19 protein-coding genes are annotated in these 19,686 nt (G+C 46.0%); 10 read left to right on the top strand and 9 right to left on the bottom strand.

What is annotated here, in order from left to right; all coding sequences use genetic code 11:
- Positions 1-74: 74 nt before the first annotated feature.
- Complete coding sequence (locus BGP75_RS26065) at positions 75-1,055, bottom strand: FecR domain-containing protein (RefSeq protein WP_076721805.1); 981 nt, start codon at positions 1,053-1,055, stop codon at positions 75-77.
- Positions 1,052-1,567: a sigma-70 family RNA polymerase sigma factor gene (locus tag BGP75_RS26060; RefSeq protein ID WP_076721872.1), complete on the bottom strand. Its 516-nt coding sequence runs from the start codon at positions 1,565-1,567 to the stop codon at positions 1,052-1,054. The genes BGP75_RS26065 and BGP75_RS26060 overlap by 4 nt, the downstream gene beginning before the upstream one ends.
- A 589-nt stretch (positions 1,568-2,156) precedes the next feature.
- On the opposite strand from BGP75_RS26060, the gene BGP75_RS27130 reads away from it, so the two are divergent.
- Complete coding sequence (locus BGP75_RS27130; RefSeq protein ID WP_158070180.1) at positions 2,157-2,294, top strand: hypothetical protein; 138 nt, start codon at positions 2,157-2,159, stop codon at positions 2,292-2,294.
- Positions 2,295-2,322: 28 nt separating this feature from the next.
- On the opposite strand, the gene BGP75_RS26050 is transcribed toward BGP75_RS27130, so the two are convergent.
- The gene (locus tag BGP75_RS26050; RefSeq protein WP_076721803.1) at positions 2,323-3,477 is read right to left on the bottom strand and encodes a DUF3524 domain-containing protein; all 1,155 of its coding nucleotides are present in this window, start codon (positions 3,475-3,477) and stop codon (positions 2,323-2,325) included.
- Positions 3,478-3,705: 228 nt separating this feature from the next.
- Here BGP75_RS26050 and BGP75_RS26045 point away from each other — a divergent pair, with 228 nt between their 5' ends.
- The 4 genes from BGP75_RS26045 to BGP75_RS26030 all read left to right on the top strand — a co-directional run bounded on the left by BGP75_RS26045 (position 3,706) and on the right by BGP75_RS26030 (position 8,954).
- Positions 3,706-4,086 (top strand): DUF3135 domain-containing protein, encoded by a 381-nt coding sequence (locus BGP75_RS26045; RefSeq protein WP_076721802.1) that lies wholly within the window; start codon positions 3,706-3,708, stop codon positions 4,084-4,086.
- A 500-nt stretch (positions 4,087-4,586) separates the two neighbouring features.
- A complete protein-coding gene (locus BGP75_RS26040; RefSeq protein WP_076721801.1) occupies positions 4,587-6,920 on the top strand; it encodes an RND family transporter in 2,334 nt (777 codons plus the stop codon).
- 1 nt (position 6,921) lies between these two features.
- A complete protein-coding gene (locus BGP75_RS26035; protein WP_076721800.1) occupies positions 6,922-7,743 on the top strand; it encodes an outer membrane lipoprotein-sorting protein in 822 nt (273 codons plus the stop codon).
- The gene (locus BGP75_RS26030; protein WP_143821192.1) at positions 7,743-8,954 is read left to right on the top strand and encodes a hypothetical protein; all 1,212 of its coding nucleotides are present in this window, start codon (positions 7,743-7,745) and stop codon (positions 8,952-8,954) included. The genes BGP75_RS26035 and BGP75_RS26030 overlap by 1 nt, the downstream gene beginning before the upstream one ends.
- A 182-nt stretch (positions 8,955-9,136) precedes the next feature.
- Here the strand turns inward: BGP75_RS26030 and BGP75_RS26025 are convergent, their stop codons facing one another.
- Positions 9,137-9,793 carry a DUF2959 domain-containing protein gene (locus tag BGP75_RS26025; protein WP_076721799.1) on the bottom strand — a complete coding sequence of 219 codons (657 nt, stop codon included), beginning with the start codon at positions 9,791-9,793 and terminating at the stop codon, positions 9,137-9,139.
- Between the two features lie 277 nt (positions 9,794-10,070).
- Here BGP75_RS26025 and BGP75_RS26020 point away from each other — a divergent pair, with 277 nt between their 5' ends.
- Both BGP75_RS26020 and BGP75_RS26015 read left to right on the top strand, forming a co-directional pair.
- Complete coding sequence (locus BGP75_RS26020; RefSeq protein ID WP_076721798.1) at positions 10,071-10,586, top strand: aminoacyl-tRNA deacylase; 516 nt, start codon at positions 10,071-10,073, stop codon at positions 10,584-10,586.
- A gap of 148 nt (positions 10,587-10,734) precedes the next feature.
- Entirely contained in the window at positions 10,735-10,938 is a 204-nt protein-coding gene (locus tag BGP75_RS26015; protein WP_076721797.1) for a hypothetical protein, read from the top strand.
- Positions 10,939-10,950: 12 nt separating this feature from the next.
- Here BGP75_RS26015 and BGP75_RS26010 read toward each other — a convergent pair whose 3' ends face one another.
- A complete protein-coding gene (locus BGP75_RS26010; RefSeq protein WP_076721796.1) occupies positions 10,951-11,664 on the bottom strand; it encodes an alanyl-tRNA editing protein in 714 nt (237 codons plus the stop codon).
- Between the two features lie 135 nt (positions 11,665-11,799).
- Here BGP75_RS26010 and BGP75_RS26005 point away from each other — a divergent pair, with 135 nt between their 5' ends.
- On the top strand, positions 11,800-13,188 hold the full coding sequence (locus BGP75_RS26005) for a PLP-dependent aminotransferase family protein (protein ID WP_076721795.1): 1,389 nt from the start codon (positions 11,800-11,802) through the stop codon (positions 13,186-13,188).
- An 82-nt stretch (positions 13,189-13,270) separates the two neighbouring features.
- On the opposite strand, the gene BGP75_RS26000 is transcribed toward BGP75_RS26005, so the two are convergent.
- Positions 13,271-13,639 (bottom strand): hypothetical protein, encoded by a 369-nt coding sequence (locus BGP75_RS26000; protein ID WP_076721794.1) that lies wholly within the window; start codon positions 13,637-13,639, stop codon positions 13,271-13,273.
- A 213-nt stretch (positions 13,640-13,852) separates the two neighbouring features.
- The gene (locus BGP75_RS25995; RefSeq protein WP_083705072.1) at positions 13,853-14,803 is read right to left on the bottom strand and encodes a DUF3179 domain-containing protein; all 951 of its coding nucleotides are present in this window, start codon (positions 14,801-14,803) and stop codon (positions 13,853-13,855) included.
- Positions 14,804-15,125: 322 nt separating this feature from the next.
- Between BGP75_RS25995 and BGP75_RS25990 the strand changes: the two genes are divergently transcribed.
- A complete protein-coding gene (locus tag BGP75_RS25990; protein WP_076721793.1) occupies positions 15,126-16,214 on the top strand; it encodes a thioredoxin domain-containing protein in 1,089 nt (362 codons plus the stop codon).
- Between the two features lie 25 nt (positions 16,215-16,239).
- Here BGP75_RS25990 and BGP75_RS25985 read toward each other — a convergent pair whose 3' ends face one another.
- Positions 16,240-16,731, bottom strand: a complete 492-nt coding sequence (locus tag BGP75_RS25985; RefSeq protein WP_076721792.1) for an Lrp/AsnC ligand binding domain-containing protein — start codon at positions 16,729-16,731, stop codon at positions 16,240-16,242.
- A gap of 248 nt (positions 16,732-16,979) precedes the next feature.
- Here BGP75_RS25985 and alr point away from each other — a divergent pair, with 248 nt between their 5' ends.
- On the top strand, positions 16,980-18,059 hold the full coding sequence (gene alr, locus BGP75_RS25980) for an alanine racemase (RefSeq protein WP_076721791.1): 1,080 nt from the start codon (positions 16,980-16,982) through the stop codon (positions 18,057-18,059).
- Positions 18,060-18,567: 508 nt separating this feature from the next.
- Here alr and BGP75_RS25975 read toward each other — a convergent pair.
- Entirely contained in the window at positions 18,568-19,383 is an 816-nt protein-coding gene (locus BGP75_RS25975; protein ID WP_076721790.1) for a helix-turn-helix transcriptional regulator, read from the bottom strand.
- Between the last annotated feature and the right edge of the window lie 303 nt (positions 19,384-19,686).

Genomic DNA, 19,686 nt, shown 5'->3' with positions numbered 1-19,686 from the left:
TCTCGCCATTAACCTGGCGTTCTTACCTAATGGGCCGAACCAAAACCAAAATCCCGTCAAAATTAATTAAAAAGCTACACCGGACGCACAACAACCCAATAAGCAGTTCGAAATTCCACTCGAACGGGTTGAACCTGAGCCAGAAACCTCAGGGTCTTATCAGTATCCCTAAGCTGAAAACTCCCAGATACTTGTTGATCTTTTAATTCAGGCGCACAGTCGATAATCCCGACACGATAGCGACCGAGTTCATCCAACAACTCTCCCAGCGGAATATGCTGCCCTGTGATAGCCCCTGATACCCAAGCATCAGGAGAAATAGAAGAGTTTATCGCAGGCAATACTCTCCCAGCTGAAAACCATAAACTTTCACCGGAACGGATAAGTCTTTCTGGTCCTTTGCTATTAGTCAGATCAGCCAGACCTTCATGAACACTTACCCTGGCCTGATCGTGCTTTAATCGTATCGTCAAACGCGTATTCAAAGCAGAAATTTGCCCGAAAGGCGTTTTGATAAGCATTGAACGTCTGGGACGATAGCCATCATCAGAACCAGTCGTAAGCTGCATCTCCCCCCGCCGCAAATGAATTTGCCGAGTATCGGCCGCAAAATCTACAGATATAGCACTATCAGTGTTTAGAATAACGTTGCTGTTATCCGTCAGCATAAAGCTGTTCTGTTCGCCAATACGGGTGCTGTAGTCAGCCAGTAACCGTTGCCAGGGCGTATATTCTTTAGAAAACCAACCACTACCAAGCATTAACCCGGACATAGACAAGATCTTTAAAACCTGTCTGCGGCTGGCACCAGACTGAGTTTTTTGTTGATTGATGTTGGAGAGCGTTTGAGTAAGTGGCTTTGAAGGTATTGAGGAAAAGTGACGACGAATGCCTGTAATTCGCGCCCAGGCAAGCTGGTGCTGTGGTGTTTGCTGTAACCAACGTTCAAATGCCGGGTGAGCGCCTTCAGAGTGATCGCTCAACTCCAAGCGAATCAACCAATCTATCGCTTCATCAACAATCGAATCAGGTAGCGGAGCTTGTCTCAGACTCATAGACAAAACCGCAGGTCATAGCACCTGCGCAATGCTTTGGCCACATAACGCTCTGCAGTAGATAGTGATACATCAAGTTCTTCAGCTATCCTGCGGCAGCTATACCCCTCAAGCTGCGACCATATAAATGCTCTGCGGACAGATGGTTTTAGCGTGTCAAGAATCTCATCTATTTCGGTAAGCACTTCGAACAGAGCCAATCGGATTTCCGGCGATGGAACAGCCTCTTCCGGTAAATGGGCCAGCGTTTCTTTCCAGGCCTGTTCTAATTCTTTTCTACGCCAATGGTCTGTCAGTAATCCTCGCGCAATAGTCACCAGATAGGCTTTGGGCTCGTAAAGCGGCGCATGGCGCAACTGCTCGCGCCTTCTGATAACTCGGACAAAAGTATCCTGCACCAGATCCTCAGCCTGATAACTACATTCAAGGCGAGATAGCAGCCAACAACGTAACCAGGAGTTATGCTCTATAAACAATTTTTCAGCGGGGCAATCATTGATAACCAATGTCATGATTAATGACCAAATACTACAATATTGATCATTAATCTTAATTATTATCATTTAGATTCGCAAGAAAGTCTCGTTTTGGCTTCCACACTATTATGATAAAAATACCCAAGGGAGCTAAATAATAGAAACCTGCATTTGCCATACTGAGCAGTATTTGTCATAAAGACAATTCAAAAGGATGATTAAGGAGTCTGGCCGCTTGGTAGAAAGATTACCCAACAGAGTTAGATTCCAAACAGCACCCGGCGATTACAAGCGACATTGAATTCAACACCCCTGGTTTCACAGGCCAAGTGAGGGAACATCTATGATTTTGTGCGAAACACCTAAGCGGAAAAAAACCGACCAACAAAGATCATACAAGCCGGGCACACTGCTCTTAAAGCCCTTCTCATCAGCGCTGATCTCAGTCACTCTGCTAATAGCCTCTGCTCAGGCAAATGCCCATTTTTTCGCGGAGAATAATAATTGCCGCCCTCCAAAGAAGCCACTTCAGTTCGTTACAGAACTGGATAAGCAAAAGTTCGACGAAAAAGTAAATGACTACAGATCATGCCTCGAAACGTTCGTAAACAAACAGAATTCCGCCATGACCAAACACAAGGAATCTGCTGAGAAGGCAGCGGCAGTCTGGAAACAATACGCTGAAAATGTGCTTCAGGTAAAAGTCATTTCGGCCGAAGAAGCTGAAGCAGCAAAAAACAACACAGAGCAACCCAAGAAATAGCCAGAAACAGATCGCCGCTAAAACATGGTCAAGGCAATGGTGTATTCGACACCTCTGCACACTCCTTGAATTCTCTCTGGTACTTAGCTTTCATGGGTCTCCAGAATAGATGATCAACCTTGGGGGCTCTTAGCGGCCTATCCACAAAGCTTTCAATTAAACCGGCAGCTGAATGAGCTTCCTCGATAATGTCCTCCATACAGCTCTCATATAAATACTCAGAAGATACAAGCTCCAGGTACGACAGGCGGTCAGGCAAGACAGGTACACAGCCAAGAGCTATTCCCTCTAATGCCGAGAGTCCCTGGAATTCATGAATGGACGTGGAAAGGAATAAATCGGCGGACGCCAGCCAATGGTAATACTCTTCCTTAGACTCAACAAAACCGGCTTGCACCAATCTGTGCCTGAAATCATCCTTGATCGTCTGAAATTCTGAAGGGGAATCTCGAAACTCCTCACCCAATACGCAGATTCGATATTCAACGCGCCGGTGCTCTAATTCGCGCATAACAGCAAGGAGCCGGTCCGGTCCTTTATCATGCTCCCATCGCGCAGCCCAGGCAATTTTTATTGGTGTCCCATTACCAATGCATTGCCAACGGTGATTCCAGTCTACCGTAAACGATTCAGATTGATTGATCGCTTGGTACTCTTTTAGCTCATCAGCAAGCGGTACCGGTACGATTGAGCTCTTCTCAGTCATTAAGGCGGACACAGGACGGGGACGATAGTCTGGAAGCTGCTTCATCAGCTTGTCAGCCCCCTGAAAGAAACTGTCGCGATTGTGCCGGGAATTAAACAGGATACGGTTGGAAGCCAACGCTGAGTATAGATTAACCATTGACGGTTCCAGCGTTTTCCCCCCTTGATTCCGAGATGGATACTCAAACTGATTCTCGTGGAAATAGCAGACTGAAGGAGTCACAGCCAGATTAGGGTAAAGTCCTTTTAACGTTGCCAGATCCACCATTGATGTGGCAACAATAAGATCATAATTACATCTGAGAGCGTCATTTTCCGCGTGCAGCCAAGATAAAGGATTACCGCGAATTCGCCAGCTGAAATAATATCCAGGTAACGTCAGAACCGTCCAGGAATACTCTGGAAACGCACTTTCCAACCCTTGCCGCCAATAGCGATGACTCGCTCCATCATAGGCGCTGAGCAACAGAACCTTCATTAATATTCCCCGTGAACCAGCGAAATAGTCTACTTTTAAAGAGGGACTTCAAAACCCCTTATCATTGCTCCAGCTAGACTTGGCGAATTTTTGTATCAGGTCGCGGTCTAACATTTGGAGGCTTTTGTGGAGCGCTGTTTTTTGTTGGCCGCCAATTTGAAGCGTTAGCAAGCAAGAGGGCGAACAGCAAAAATAGTGTGTAGTATCCCCATTGCAGGAGGGTTTGCAATGAATCAACTCCCGTGCTTTGAAACGCTTAAAGAACTGGCCGATCAGGACCCTGAAGCTTTTGAAGAATTTCGCCAGCAATCTTGTCTCGATTATATCGAAACAATCCCTACCCCTCACCAGAAAAGGTTGAGAGCGGTTCAGTTTAGAGTCGATTACGAAATACGCAACGCTAAAACACCTATGGCCGGGTTAGTCAAAGTATCTGCTATGATGCACGACAGCTTCTATCGCATGAGTCGAAAACTCAGTCAGTTTACCAATCTGGTATCAGATCCGGATTACAATCCACCGACAGATAAGCCCGCAAATATAGTGGATATTTCTGAGTGGACTACCCGTACCCAGGACAGTACCTCCCAGGATGACAGCAGCCGCTGATCTCGGCTCCTAGTTCAAGGACGTGCCCAGATAACGTAATCATCATTAGTGCACTGGTGATGCCAGTCTCCGCTGGGCGATGTTTGTAGTCGTAATAGAACCGGAAGCAACCCAACGAGTTCCAATAAAAGCCCATAGACTCATTCTGCTTACAATCAGGATCTTCGATTTCATCCGCTTTCGGGATCTTCAGACCTACCAGAAACAGACGTGCAAACCACTTTAAACCAATCCTGCCAGGACTAAACTCTGCACAGATCTGCCGGCAGAAGCCACTCTACATGCAGAAATCATATGTGCTATCTTTGCTGTGACGTTAAATAGATTCATATCAGAGGGCTGTCCAACTCTGATCGCACAAACCCTGTAACACATTGACACAATTAGGCAACTGTTAGTAACAAGAATCCCTATAACTTAATCTAGAATAACTAAATGGATTACGTGCAGATAGCAGCCCCGTCATACGACTGACACAGGAAAAAGGAACGGAAAGCCCTATGAACACTGCCTTTGATTGGATCTTACAGCGAAAGATTCTTGTTATACTCATATCTCTGGTCGCCGTTTTGCTTGCTGCATCCGGGGCTCGTTTTTTGGTATTCAAAAGTGACTACAGGGTATTTTTTGGTGAAGATAACCCCCAGTTACAAGCATTTGAACGGATGCAGAAAACCTTTGCCAAAAGCGATAACGTGCTTTTTCTGCTGGCTCCCAGCAATGGTGATATTTTCACCGCCGAGAACCTGGCCACTCTTGAAACCCTGACGACTGAATCCTGGCAGCTCCCCTACTCGACCCGAGTCGATTCAATCAGCAATTTTCAACACACATATGCTGTCGAAGACGACATGATTGTTGAAGACCTGGCGATGGATGCTGCTGATTTAAGTGATGATCAGATTAGCAAAATCCGGCAGATAGCCCTTAATGAACCCTTACTGGTCAATCGATTAGTTTCTCCCAGCGGTCATGTTGCAGCCGTAAATGTATCGATTACCTTACCGGGTATAAATCTGGTCGAGGAAATTCCAGAAGTGGCCATTGCGGCCAGAGCCTTGCGTGATCGTATTCTGGAGCTCAATCCAGACCTCACCATCTACCTCAGCGGTATGGTGATCATGAACAACACTTTTTCAGAATCGGCACTCAACGACAGTGCTACTCTGATCCCGCTGATGTTCCTTGTCGTCATTGTATCAATCGGTCTGCTGATACGGACCTTTTCCGGCACCTTTGCAACACTGATTATTGTAATTGCCAGTATCGCCGGAGCCATGGGCCTGGCAGGTTGGTCAGGGCTCTACCTTACCGGACCATCTGCATCAGCTCCTACCGTGATTTTAACTCTGGCTGTTGCGGACTGCGTTCACATACTGGCCACCCTTTATCACGAGATGCGCCTCGGAGTAGAAAAACGCAAAGCACTCATGGACAGCCTGAGAATCAACTTTCAGCCGGTCGTTCTTACCAGCGTAACCACTGCGATTGGCTTTCTAAGTATGAATTTCAGTGATTCTCCGCCTTTTGCAGATCTGGGTAATATCGTTGCAACAGGTGTAATGCTTGCCTGCGTGTTTTCACTGACATTATTCCCGGCCATCCTGCTTATTCTTCCATTAAAAGCGACAGTACATAAAGAGTCTCACCGAGGAATAATGGATCAGTTTTCCAGATTCGTTATTTCTCACTACAGACCTCTACTCTGGGGCTGCCTGGCTATTGTTGTCATTTCTGTCAGTCAAATACCGCGTAATGAGCTGAACGATAACTTTGTAGAATACTTCGATCACTCAGTCCCTTTCCGGGTTGCCGCAGATTTCAGTGACAAGAATCTGACTGGCATGTCCGTAATGGAGTTTGAACTGGATAGCCAGGAAGCCAGCGGGATCAACAATCCTCAGTTTTTGAAAGAAGCTGAAGCTTTTGTCAACTGGCTTCGCCAACAGCCTGAAACCATACACGTAGACTCTTTAACAGATACAATGCTTCGACTTAATAAGAATATGCACGGGGATGATCCAGAATATTATCGACTCCCTGAATCTCGTGAGCTTTCTGCCCAGTACCTGCTTTTGTATGAAATGTCGCTGCCCTATGGACTGGACCTCAACAACCAAATCAATGTACAGAAATCGGCAATACGTGTCGTCGCGACTTACCACAACTTAACCAGCAACCAAATGCTGGAGCTGGAACAACGCACAAATAACTGGCTGGCAAGCAATGCTCCATCACTGAAAACAGCCAATACAAGCCCGTCGTTGATGTTCTCTCATATAGGTACCAGAAACATAAAAAGCATGCTGGTAGGTACCCTGGCAGCCCTTGTACTGATATCCGCTTTATTGGGCATCGCATTACGCTCTGTCAAATTTGGGGTGCTGAGTTTGATTCCAAACCTGGTTCCGGCTGGTATTGCCTTTGGAATCTGGGGCATGCTGGTAGGTGAAGTCGGTCTGGCTCTTTCAGTGGTCACCGGCATGACCTTAGGCATCGTTGTGGATGACACGGTTCATTTTCTGAGCAAATACCTACATGCCCGCCGTCAAAGAGGGGATGATTGTGAGGCGGCTATTCGCTATGCTTTTAATAGCGTAGGCAAAGCCCTTTGGATAACGACCCTGGTGTTAGCCGCCGGCTTCAGTGTTCTGGCCCAATCCAGTTTCAAAGTTAATGCCGAGATGGGGCTTCTCACCGCTGTCACCATAGTTATAGCTCTCATTATGGACTTCCTGCTGTTACCTGCCCTGCTGTTAAAGCTCGAAGGAAACAAGCAGTCTGAAGCAGCTCAGAATGCAATCCCAGGGACTACTGAAAAGGATACGATCTAAAATGAAACTCTCCAATATATGCGCCATAAAACAGGGACTAACGCTGGCATCCTTAAGTGTTTTAATTGGGATGAGCACAATCGCTCCAGTGGCGTTTTCAAGTACGCCTGAAGAACGCGGTCTTGAAATTGTCCAAGAATCTGATCGACGAGATACCGGTTGGGAAAGCTCCGAGGCCGACATGGTAATGATTCTTCGCAACAAACAGGGGGATGAAAGCATCCGGTCAATTCGCAGCAAGGCGCTGGAAATGGAAAACGATGGTGATAAGGGCCTGACCATTTTTGACAAACCACTGGATGTGAAGGGAACCGCATTTCTAACGTTTTCGCACGCAACAGAACCTGATGACCAGTGGCTCTTTCTACCGGCCCTTAAGCGGGTCAAGCGAATTTCTTCAAAAAACAAATCAGGCCCGTTTATGGGGAGTGAATTCGCCTTTGAGGATATGTCTTCTTTTGAAGTGGAAAAGTATTCTTACAAGTATTTAAGGGATGAAACAATCGATGGCATTGATTGCTACGTAGTTGAGAGTTTCCCAAAGGATAAAAACTCCGGCTATACTCGACTAATTACCTGGTTCGATAAGGAAGAATACAGAGCCCAGAAAATCGAGTACTATGATCGAAAGAATTCTTTATTGAAGACATTGAGATTCACCGAGTATCATCAGTACCTTGGAAAATTCTGGCGCCCGGAAAACATGTATATGGAGAACCACCAGACCGGTAAAAGCACTCATCTTATTTGGAGCAATTATCAGCTCAAAACCGGAATGAGTGACCGAGACTTTAACAAGAACAGCTTAAAACGGGCTAAATAATGTCAAATGCTCGATCACCGGCTATGATCCGCACAGCACTGGCCGTACTGCTAATGTCGCCAACAGTTATTCCTGCCAACGAACTGGAAATATCCGGCTATGTTGACGCAGAGTGGCGATACTTTTCTGAAACAGCCTCGGATACTGATCAACGGGATAGTTACTTTGCTGTTGGTTCTGAGGTTGAAGTCTATACGGAATGGAATGATGGCTCGGATACACTGACGGTCAAACCCTTTATCCGGCTTAGTGAGCATGACAGCAAACGGAATCACGTAGACTTCAGAGAAGCTAACTGGCTGCATATTGATGAAGGCTGGGAAGTACGGACCGGTCTGGCCAAAGTATTCTGGGGAGTTACTGAGTCTCAACACCTGGTTGATATTATCAATCAGACCGATGGTGTTGAGGGTGCTGATGGAGAAGATAAACTTGGCCAGCCTATGGTCAACTTTATGCTAAGCAGGGACTGGGGGGATTTGTCTTTATTCTGGCTCCCCTATTTCCGGGAGAGAACGTTTCCCGGAGAACAGGGACGGCTCCGAGCCCACCCCCGGATCGATTCCGACTACAGCACCTATGAATCCGGTGCAGAGCAGGCTCATCAAGACTTTGCTGCCCGCTGGAGTCATACTCTGGGTGACCTGGATTTAGCCGTATCCCATTTTCATGGCACCAGCCGGGAACCCAGGTTAATTGTTGCCAACGACAGCAGCGGCAATATTATTCTCGCCCCTCACTATGAGCAGATAGATCAAACGGGGCTGGAGTTGTCACTGGTTAAAGGTGACTGGTTATGGAAATTCGAAGCTATTCACCGAAGTGGTCAGGGAGATACCTATAATGCCGCTGTGGGCGGCTTTGAATACACGCTTGTAGGAATCGCCGAAACCCAAATGGATCTGGGGCTATTGATGGAATACCACTTTGACGACCGAAAATCCGATGCAACCACTCCTTTTCAGGATGATACTTTCCTGGGTCTTCGATTAACGCTGAATGATGCTGAATCTACGGAATTTCTCGCGGGAGTCATTCTCGACAATGGAACCTCTGGAAAAATAGGCTTTGTTGAAGCCAGTACGAGGGTAGGTGCCCGTTTGAAAGTAACTTTAGAAGCCCGGTTTTATGACAATTTAAGTAGTTCAGATCCTTTGATAGGTATTGTTAACGACGACCATGCATTGCTAAGCCTGGCTTACTATTTCTAGGTTATCTTATCTATAAATAATCAGCGTCAGGTCCCGATGGTACAATCCTTCAGAGGTCCCCCCCTTCATCCTGACGCTGAGATTTCTATTACTCCTTTAACTCTGCTCCTTATCTCTAAAAGCCCTGTTTTTCCGTAGCTGTGTTATTTTACGGCTTTTTTATTTTACGGAGTCCTTTATACCTACAGCCCTTTTATAAATTGTTTCGCGTCCCGGATAGAACGATCCATCTCTTTAATCAGGACCTGAACATCAGAATCAAACCGGCGGATTTCTCCTTTTAGCGCGCTGACTTTCTCAGCATTAAGATTATGCTTCAAAAAAAGGACCTGATCGTTCAGCACTTCCAGTACTGGTTGAACTTTCGCCTCAGCCCGCTTTAGGGATTTTAAATAGTTATTGTAACGAGTCTTGGTAATTTTTAGCTTTTTGGCGCTGGAAGTTTTCAGGGAGGCACTTTTATATTCACTTAATTCTTGCTCCCACTCATCAAACAGGGCATCAGCAACTGACTCAATTGCTTCAACCCGATCTTCGAGTTCTTCAGCTTTTGCCAAACTATCCTGATAGCTCTCATTAAGCGTCTCGTAGCGAGTTTCAAGATCACTGGTTTCTAGCTTCAACAATGCGTTAAACGCCTGATATGCCGATTGGAACTGTTCCTTTACTTCCGCCTGGGTTTCAGTTGCGTCTTCCACTCTGTCAACCAGTATATCCCGCTTGGCGTATCCCATTTTCTCCATGGTATTGTAATAGGCACTCTGACAGCCTAACAGTGACAAAAAAAATCCCATCAAAAACAGACTTTTAACCCAATTCTGTCGCAGTGTTTTTATCATCAAATCGTTCCTTAAATATTAACAAGCCTTCAATCACTCTGAATACTATAAGCGTATGAAAACCCATTGATCAGTTCATGTACTGTCGCTGGCAAGGTTAACTGAATAATGGGGATGCCTCAACGAAACTGAGCTCGATTACTTACTGCCAGGGGATATTGGACATTTTTTCATCACCCACTCGGGTAACAACATCTAAACTAATATTAAGCCTTGGCCCTTCAAAGGGCGTGAGACTTAAACGAGTGAAGTCACAAAAAAGACACAGGAGGATCCCATGCCTGCTAAAAAACTGGTCGAATACCTGGACAACCACAGTATTCGATACCTGACTTTAGAGCACTCACCCGCATTTACCGCACAAGAAGTCGCAGAATCTGCTCACGTTAGAGGTCATCGTCTTGCCAAGACCGTTATTCTTGATATTGATAACAGTCTGGCCATGTTTGTACTGCCTGCAAGCTATCGTGTTGATATAGATTCACTGAAGCGCTCCATACAGGTATGTAAACTCGAAATCTGTACCGAACAACAATTCAAGGATCTCTTCCCGAGTTGTGAGCCAGGAGCCTTACCACCTTTTGGTAATCTCTACGGAATGGATGTTTATGTCGCTGAGACACTTTCCAGTGAACCGGAAATAACCTTCTGCAGCGGCACTCATTCAGAGCTGATACAGATGTCCTATGCAGACTTTGTCCGCTTGGTTCAACCGATCCTGATCAAACACGGAGCTTATCCTATTGGGGCAACACCACCCAAAATGCATCGCCAGGGACTGCATTTTCACTGAACGACTGCGGCCGCGTAGCCAAGAATTAATCTGGAGGGGTGGTTTGGGTTTATTTTCAGACCAGATCTTTTAGCGCTCAAGCTCTTTTCAACACCGTTGTAGTAAGACACAATAGCCACCTTTAAAACGGAGGAGCCCAAAAAAAGTAATGAAGTCCTATCAGTTCTTCACCAATGATGGCAGAGGCGGCACCATGCTGTGTGATGATGACACACTGGAATGCGCTGTTTCAGAGCTGACCAAACGCTTCAAGGGCGTAATCAAAGTACAATACGGATCAGAAGTCTGGGAAGCACCGGAACCTCCGATCCAAAATCCTGAATCCCCCCCACCAGAGCAAATCGACCCCTAATAAGGCAGCTATCTAAGCTTGGTCGTCCAGCAAAAGGTGTATTCTGCGGTTTCGTTTGCCCTTATTCTCTATTTTGCCGATTTTTAATCGACCGATTTCACCTGTATTGCCAACATGGGTGCCTCCGCAAGGTTGATAATCGACACCATCGACCCTGACCATACGAACTCTCCCCAAGCCTCGTGGTGGCTGCACCGACATTGTCCTGACCAGTTCCGGATTACTCTCAAGCTGCTGGTCTGTAATCCACTCCGTCGAAACATTTAAATTTTGCTCAACCAGTTTATTTATTGCATCTGTCAGACCTTCTTTATCAACAGTATGATCACCCAGATCGAAATCCAGACGGCTTTTCAATTCACCGACTGAACCACCAGTAACACCTTTTGGAATCAGAGAGCAGAGCAAATGCAGGCTGGTATGCATTCTCATATGCCTGTAACGCCGCGGCCAATCCAAATAAAGGGAAGCTTCATTACCAATGCGCAGATCATGATTTTCTGTTTCAAGCTGGTGCAGAATAACACCCGCAGATGATCCTTTACGGGTGTCGATAATAGCCAGTTTGTTGCCATTACATAGTATCTCTCCTCTGTCACCGGGCTGGCCGCCTCCATTCGGATAAAAGATAGTCTCGTCCAATTCAACCCAATCCCCGTCGATGGATTTGATCCGGGACTTAAGGTGTTTGAGATACGGATCCTGATTAAAAATTGCATTTGTCATGGTCAATTCCTATACCCATTAGACGAATCTTTTTGTATGGCTACAATTTAACTACAAAGATATTATGTGTAGCCAAAACACGATAAAACCCATACTATTCAACCACTACTTAACGTCAATCAATTTATTGTAACCATGACAATCTGGACCCCGCATTTAGATCAGTATCCTGGACCGCGCTACAAAGCACTCGCAGATGCCATAGCTGAAGCAATAGTGTCCGGGCAACTCAGCCCTAAAACCAAGCTTCCTACTCACCGGGCACTTGCCGATGTTCTTGGTGTCACTGTCGGCACGGTGACCCGAGGATACGCCGAAGCTGAACGCAGAGATCTTGTTACGGCAAGGGTCGGGAGTGGTACCTATGTGCGTAGCAAGTCCGACCCGACCGATTTTTCATTAGTCGACGAACAGAGTAACGGCATGATAGACCTAAGCCTCAGCCTTCCTGTTCCCTGCCGCCGTGACAGATTATTAAAACAGGGGCTGGAAAGAATCTATAAAAACAACGAAAGACTCTCTGAAATGTTGAACTATACCCCGGAGGCAGGACTGCTACGCCATCGCCAAACGGGCGTACAGTGGCTAATGCTCTCAGGGATAGCGGCAACAGTAGAGCAAATAATAGTCTGCAATGGAGGACAGCACGCTCTCAGTATCAGCTTGCAGGCGCTGACTCATCCCGGTGACCTGATCTTTTCTGAAGGTTTGTGCTTTCCAGGTCTCCTCGGAGCAACCCGTCAACTTCATCTGAGGCATGTGGGAATTCCTTTTGATGATCAGGGTATAATCCCGCAACAACTGGAGGCATTCTGCCAGCAATACAGTCCTCGTGTTCTGTATTGCACCCCAAACATGCACAACCCCACTACAGTTTGTACCCCTCTGGAGCGCCGCCTGGAAATTGTGGAAATCTGCCGCAGGCATGATGTTTCAATTATTGAGGATGATGTACAACCCACTCAACTACAAAGCGATCTTCGGGCCTATGTAGAACTGGCCCCAGAGCGGACATTCCATATCGATAGCTGCTCTAAAGCATTAGCCGGGGGATTACGAGTCGGATTTCTATTCTGCCCGGCTGAACGAGTTACTGCCACAGTCCGAGCACTGCAGGCAAGCGTTCTGACCACACCCTCATTAATGGCTGAATTAGTAACCTGCTGGCTTGAAGAGGGTCAGGCATCAACATTATCGCACTGGCAGAACGAAGAGATTAAGGCCCGCGCACTTATAGCCAAAACAATCCTGGCGGATCAAAGTTTTCAATATCAGGATGCCGGTTTTAACCTCTGGCTGAATCTCCCCGAGAAATGGCGAGCAAGCCAATTTGTGCAATGTTGTGCTGAACAGGAAGTAAAAATACTCAGTGCGGAATCATTTGCGGTCGGTCGATATCCTTCACCACAGGCTGTTCGAATATCGCTAAGCAGCCCCGCTACTCAAGATACGCTGCGCGAAGGCCTGGAAAGAATACGCTCTCTTTTAGAACAGGATCCGCCAGTGGAGCAAACAGCTTTTTAGAATTACCACTCAAAATCAGCTCCAACTAATGCTCGACAGATCTCATGTGGAGATTTCGTCGAGCGATACAGCTCCTGGTCAGCTATGAATCTTTTGTTGCGGATTTACTATTTTTTTTCTGCTGTAAACGGTCTATCTGGTACAACCGCACCCATTGAATCACCGCAATAACAGAAACCACAAACAACAGAAAAAGCACGATACTCAGCACCTGGGACCAGTTATTTTCTGCTTTTACGTACTGATTATTGAGGGTGACAATAATTGTTTTAAGGCTAGCGGCACTATCAACATAGTTTGTCGTGTTGACGATCTCAGTACTGTCTTCAGCAACCTCATCAACACTGGACCTCAACAGGATACCAATAATCATGGAAAGCAAGATGATTACTAGCGGTACCCAAATCAATATCTTTGATGCAATGTCTTTGCCCTGCTGCGCCTTTGCCACTGATTAGCCCCATTTTCTGCCTAATGTATAACTATGTTCGGGTATCAGTACCAGTAAAACAAGGTTAAACCTCTGTTTACAGCCAGATAAACCCAAGCTAGTGAACTTAGTGCCAAGCATGAAGTAGAAAAGTTATAAATTCAAATAACCAGATCAAGAACTTCATCAAGACTGGCAGAAACTCCCCGAAGCCCCTCTGGGCCCGGAGTTGTATTAAGGCGAAGTATAAACATCGGTTTCAGGATTAAACGTAAACCAGGCAAACCAAAACGCATTGACGACCGCTATTTCAGACCCCTTGCTATCATAAACCCGCCCGCTTCGACGACTGGCATCATATTCAACAGTAAGCCACTCCCCAGCCACATTATCTTTCAACACTCCCTGTTCACCCATTTTTGAAAGTTCCGCAAAAGGATAGGCCTTAAACTGCCCTTTGTATTCCAGCCCTAACACTCGTTCTTTCGGATGATAAGCTCGACTAAGAAATTCGACCGGAAAAAACAATCTGGGGCTGTTGTCATAGCCGAAATATGGATCGCGGCTGTAATCCCGTCGATAACCCGTATCAGTTGATAATACTAAGGTATCAGGATGTATTTTTTTCCATGCGTCCCAAGTGGTCAAAAGCGCAGGTAACATTTCCAGCCGCTGGCCTTTCATAGGCCCGGTTACTGACTGATTCTTCAACTGAGACCAAAGCGATTCAGTCTGTCGGTCATAAAGGAGAACGTCGCTGTTATATAGCAAACCTGAAACGCCAAAGCTAAGGTCACGCCCTTTGTTTTCTGCCCGATACGCAACCCCCGTACCACAAAGCGGGCAAAAGGTCACAACGACGGCGGTCTCATTGAACCGGTCATTAACCACTTCATGCCAATTGAGTATTGATAAGGGATAAGCCTTGGATACGCCGTTAACCTCAAGGCCCAACAGGAGACTGTCTGCAGCCAGATGATTTGCGCTATCGATGCTGACAAACACTGGCGAATCAATGGCTGGAATACCATCCCTGGGAGGGCCGCCCTGCATAATCTTTTCCACTGGTATGAGCGATCCCGTCACATCGAAACCGTTATAAGGCGCCCCGTAGACCTTTCCAATCCAGACAAAGGACAACAACGAAACAAGTATTAGAATCCGGTTAAAACAAATAGATACCATAAGCAGAATCCTCTGCGTAATATAGACAGCCGATCATTGTAAATAACCATTCCAGAGACCACAGAGAATACAATGGACTTATTCACCGGTTCCCTAAGTAGAGCAGGTTGCAAAATATAGACGCCAGGAACATCTTGTTGTTACAGCGATTCCAAACAGCGAATAATCTGCAAAGGTAATCAACCTTTAAAGACGATCAATCTTTAAAGGCTATCAATCCTCAACAGCAATCTACTTTTAACGCGACACAACCCATGACCCTGAAAAGGTGTTTACAATAATCGCTTTTCGTTAATTATCATAAGCTCGAAGGAAAACAGAGATGGGCACAACTCCCGACAAACAAGAGAAAAAATCGAGTACTCCATTTAGCCCATTGAACATCATCGTAGCCGTGGCGCTGATTGCCGGGGCGCTGTTTTATATTCAGCCAACCGCGCCTCTTCCGACGGACGAAGACCAGTCTGCCATACTGTTTTCCCTGAGTGGAAAGGACTACAGAGCTAAGGATTTACCCTTCAAATACAGCCAGCCTCTCTATCAGATAGAACTGGAAAGCTATCGAAGAAGGCTACAGATTATTTCAACTGCAGCCGTTCAAGCCTATGTTGAACAACAGGTCATAGATACGGGAGAAAGTCGTGAAATCATCCTGAAGCGACTCTTCCCATCTCAGGCTCCAACGTTGGCACAGATCAACAGTTTCTATCAGCAAAACCGAACCCGAATTCGAGTCCCCTTAGAGCAGGCAAAAGAACAGATCACAGCACTGCTGATAGCTCAGGAGCAACAAAAAAAGCAGGCGCAACTGCTGAAAAAGCTTTCCTCGCTAAAAGAGCTCAGCATCAACCTGCCCTCTCCTGTTCCACCAATAGCGGAACTGGAAACTCAAGGCGCTCCCAGCAAAGGCAAGTCAGATTCAGAAATCACATTGGTTGAGTTCTCAGATTACCAATGTCAACACTGCAGAGACAGTTATCAGGCTTTGACCGAACGGCTACAACCCTACCTAAACAAAATTCGCTATGTATATATCAACATCCCATTCAACAACACTGAGATTTCACGCAAGATAGCAGCGGGCGCATTTTGCGCGGGTCAACAGGAAAAACTCTGGCAATACCATGAGTTGGCGTTTACACATCAACAACCATTGACGGAAGAATCCCCGCAATTTTTTGCCGAAAAGCTGCAACTGGACCTAAGTCGCTTTGAACAGTGCTCTTCATCGAAAATAACAACTGAAACAATCATTGTCTCTGAACAACAAGCGCTCGAATCAGGTGTGACCAGCGTACCAAGCTTCTTTATTAATGGTCGAAAGCTATTGCTAAAAGACCTTGAAGCAGACCTTTCAAGGCAGCTGGGTCAGGCAATAACCAACCTTCAGAAGCAAACTGTCAGCAACTAAAAATACAGAAAGTCTTTCCGTATTTTTATGGAGATCTAAACTCAGGGACGGTAATGGCGGAGGATTCTTTAACCTCCTCCATTACAATGTAACTTCTGGATTTATCAACATTAGGCAACGCCAACAAAAGCTCCCCCAATAGTTCCCGGTAGGCCGACATTTCACTGATTCGGGCCTTAATAAGATAATCAAAGTCCCCAGAGACCAGATGACATTCCATAACGTGTGGAATTTTCATAACTTCTCGTTTGAAGTCGTCAAACACTGTCCCAGACCTGTAGGTAAGACTGATTTCAACAAAAACCAACAGCGCGGCTTCCAGCAATTTTGGCTCCAGAATAGCTGTATAACCTTTAATGACACCGTCTTTTTCCAATCGACGAACACGTTCAAGACAAGGGGTCGTACTTAAGCCAACTTCAGATGCCAGTTCCACATATGACATTCGACCGTTCTCTTGCAGTTTGCGCAAGATATTTCGGTCAATTCGATCAAGTTCTCGTGTTTTTTTAACCATTTAGTGTCATTTCCCGCTAAACATAATCTTAAAGGTAATTTGACCTATATTTTTTCTATGTTCAAAAATATAATCTTACCAATTACTCATAAAATAGATGTTAACTCGGTTCTTTTCCAGAAAACAGTCTGGACAAAACAGATACCCGACGAAAAGACACAAAGCTAAGGACGCAAGGCATTTGATTGGGACACTGCTTAGCTGCTTTAATCTTTAAGCCATACCCGACCATCTTGAATGGAGTTGAAATGACAAGAGCGGCAACAGCGCAAATAAACCTGAGTGCCATCAAGCACAATTACCGTCTCGCAAAGTCACTGTTTCCTGGTTCCAAGGCGATGGCGATAGTCAAGGCCAATGCGTATGGACATGGTGCTGTTGAAGTCGCTATCAATCTGGCCTCCGAAGCTGATGCATTTGGAGTCGCCTGCTTAGAAGAAGCTATCAGGCTGCGTGCAGCCGGTATTACCAACCGACTGCTGTTGCTGGAAGGCTTTTTTGACACTTCAGAATTACAAAAAGCAGCCGAGCTGAATCTGGATACAACTATTCACAGCAAACACCAATTGCAACAGTTTCTCGACTCAGAGTTAGGCCATCCCATTAATGTCTGGCTTAAGCTTGATACGGGTATGCATCGCCTTGGCTTTTCCTCCGAGGAATTTCTTCAGGCCTATCGTCATCTGGCAAATTCCAACAAGGTTTCTGAGTTGGTGCTGATGAGCCATTTTTCCAGAGCAGATGAAACCGCATCAAACACGACTCTCGATCAAGTAGCCCAGTTCAAAAAAACCACAGCCGATTTACCCAACCCAATCAGTTTGGCAAATTCACCCGCTATATTGTCCTGGCCAGAAAGCAAAGGAGAGTGGATTCGTCCAGGCATGATGCTCTACGGCTCTTCTCCCCTTGATCAGGATAATGACGCATCACGACAACTAATCCCTGCGATGACTCTGGAATCTGAGGTCATTGCCGTCAAAACGCTGAAAACCGGTGACAGTATTGGCTATGGCGCAACTTACCGCTGCCCGGGCCCCACAAAGGTGGCTGTTATAGCCATGGGTTATGGTGATGGTTATCCGCGTCAGGCCAAAAACGGTACACCGGTGTTGGTCAATGGCATTAGATGCCCCTTAATTGGTCGTGTATCGATGGATATGCTAACAGTGGATGTTTCAGCTATTAAAGACGTGTCCGTAGGCGACAGCGCTGTTTTCTGGGGACAGGATCTACCACTTGCAGAGGTCGCTGAATTCTGCGATACAATTTCTTATGAACTGGTAACCCGCCTAACCGGACGAGCACCGCTCAAATATACGCAATAAAAACAGGGCCACCAGCAGCGTTCCTGACAGCCGCATTCATCAAAACAAGTCCGGTGTCATTAAAAATTGAACTCCAGGGGTTAACTGACGTTTATCATTTACTGATCCATATCAGAATAATTTGTCCCGTAATGGCTTATAATTCCTAATGTTACTCTCACTAGAGCAATGACTTATCGAGCTAATTAGAGACATAACACCCCTGGTACAGATGCCTTCAGTGATCAGAATTTTGCTCGTAACTAGAAATTTTTGCTCTAAGCCAAAAAATGATAGCCACGAGGTAAATTATGGTTCCTTCAGATAATGGACAAAAGCATCATCACCACATAGAGGCCAAGGGGCCCCAGAGTTACTGGGTCCATAGATTCACTGGAGGCGCCCACTCGATGGCCAGCAAGTTTAGCCGGGTCGTCTATTTTGCACGTAATCAACGAGATGCTGAGCGTTATATCAGAACAATAGAGGGCTCTTCTGAACTCCGTTAGCTGTCATCGCTATAACCAACTCATAGAGCCACAGCCAAAAAGAGCTTATCATCAGCCGATACCTTGTTACTGATACGTTCTTTGACGCCACTATCGACAGTGTCTGTATCAGCAGAAAAAAGTCCGCAGAGCCTTAAAGCCTTGCGCAAATCTACCCGTTGCCCAAGGTATTCATAAATCACCCTGGCGCAAGCAGGCTCCCTGCGATCACTTGCCGAAACACCAAGTCTCAACCCGGCTAATCGATTAATACGATTTTTGTATGTCGGATAAAGAATTGTTTGAGTCATCTCATTACCGGTCAGCGTCTCGTAATCAACCATAAAGATTCGGTCACTGAGGAAAAAAGCGCAGCCCAGGTACTTGCCATGGCAAATTCTTGCGCTCCCGTCATCTGCTCGTGATCGCTCAATGCGCTGATAATAAACGCTATCGCCCTGGGCGCTGATTTCCACCAGATTGCGGAGAATTTTACCGGGGAAAGCCATCGAGTAATAAATTTCAAAATAGTAGCCAAGATACTTATCAAAACGACCCTGTGCTTGCGCCTGGAGTTTGTCGATGTGCTCTACATAGGCACGCTGATCCTGGGATTCTGGGTCGCTGGGCCTTACCTGTACAATTTGAGCAAACTGCTGATGAGGTAAAAAAATCTCATATTCTTCAACACCAAAAAAGTCGCATATCCTTCGCAATATAAATTTGGAAGGAAGGCTACTACCACAAAGATATTTGTTAAACTGAGAACGGTTGATGGGGATCTTTCGACAAACCTCAGCAATAGATTTGTAATAACTGCAGAGCAAACGCAGGTTCTTGGAGAAGTCTTCGCGCATTCCAGTGCCTTACCTTTTCTAGTTATAAGCAGACCAAAAACAGCCATCGGCAAACGTCAACCTGAAGCAATTCATCAAGACAGCAATAACGCCGAGTGAAGCCACAATAACACCAACTAGCGCCAATGTGTATCAGCTAGCGGAATTGTTGTCCCTGGTAAGGTCTGTTTCCATGGATAACCAGCTCACTACTCTGTCAGTGATTCGTGTTCCTAGACATTTCTTCTAGTCGTTCATGTTCCCAACGACTCCAAGTTTCGAGTGTTCGGGCTGGCAGTTGATGTATGTGGTTGGAGTTCGATC

This window comes from Motiliproteus sp. MSK22-1, from assembly GCF_001968815.1.
Classification (GTDB): Bacteria; Pseudomonadota; Gammaproteobacteria; order Pseudomonadales; family Balneatricaceae; genus Motiliproteus.
This window is presented reverse-complemented; position numbering and strand designations above follow the sequence as displayed.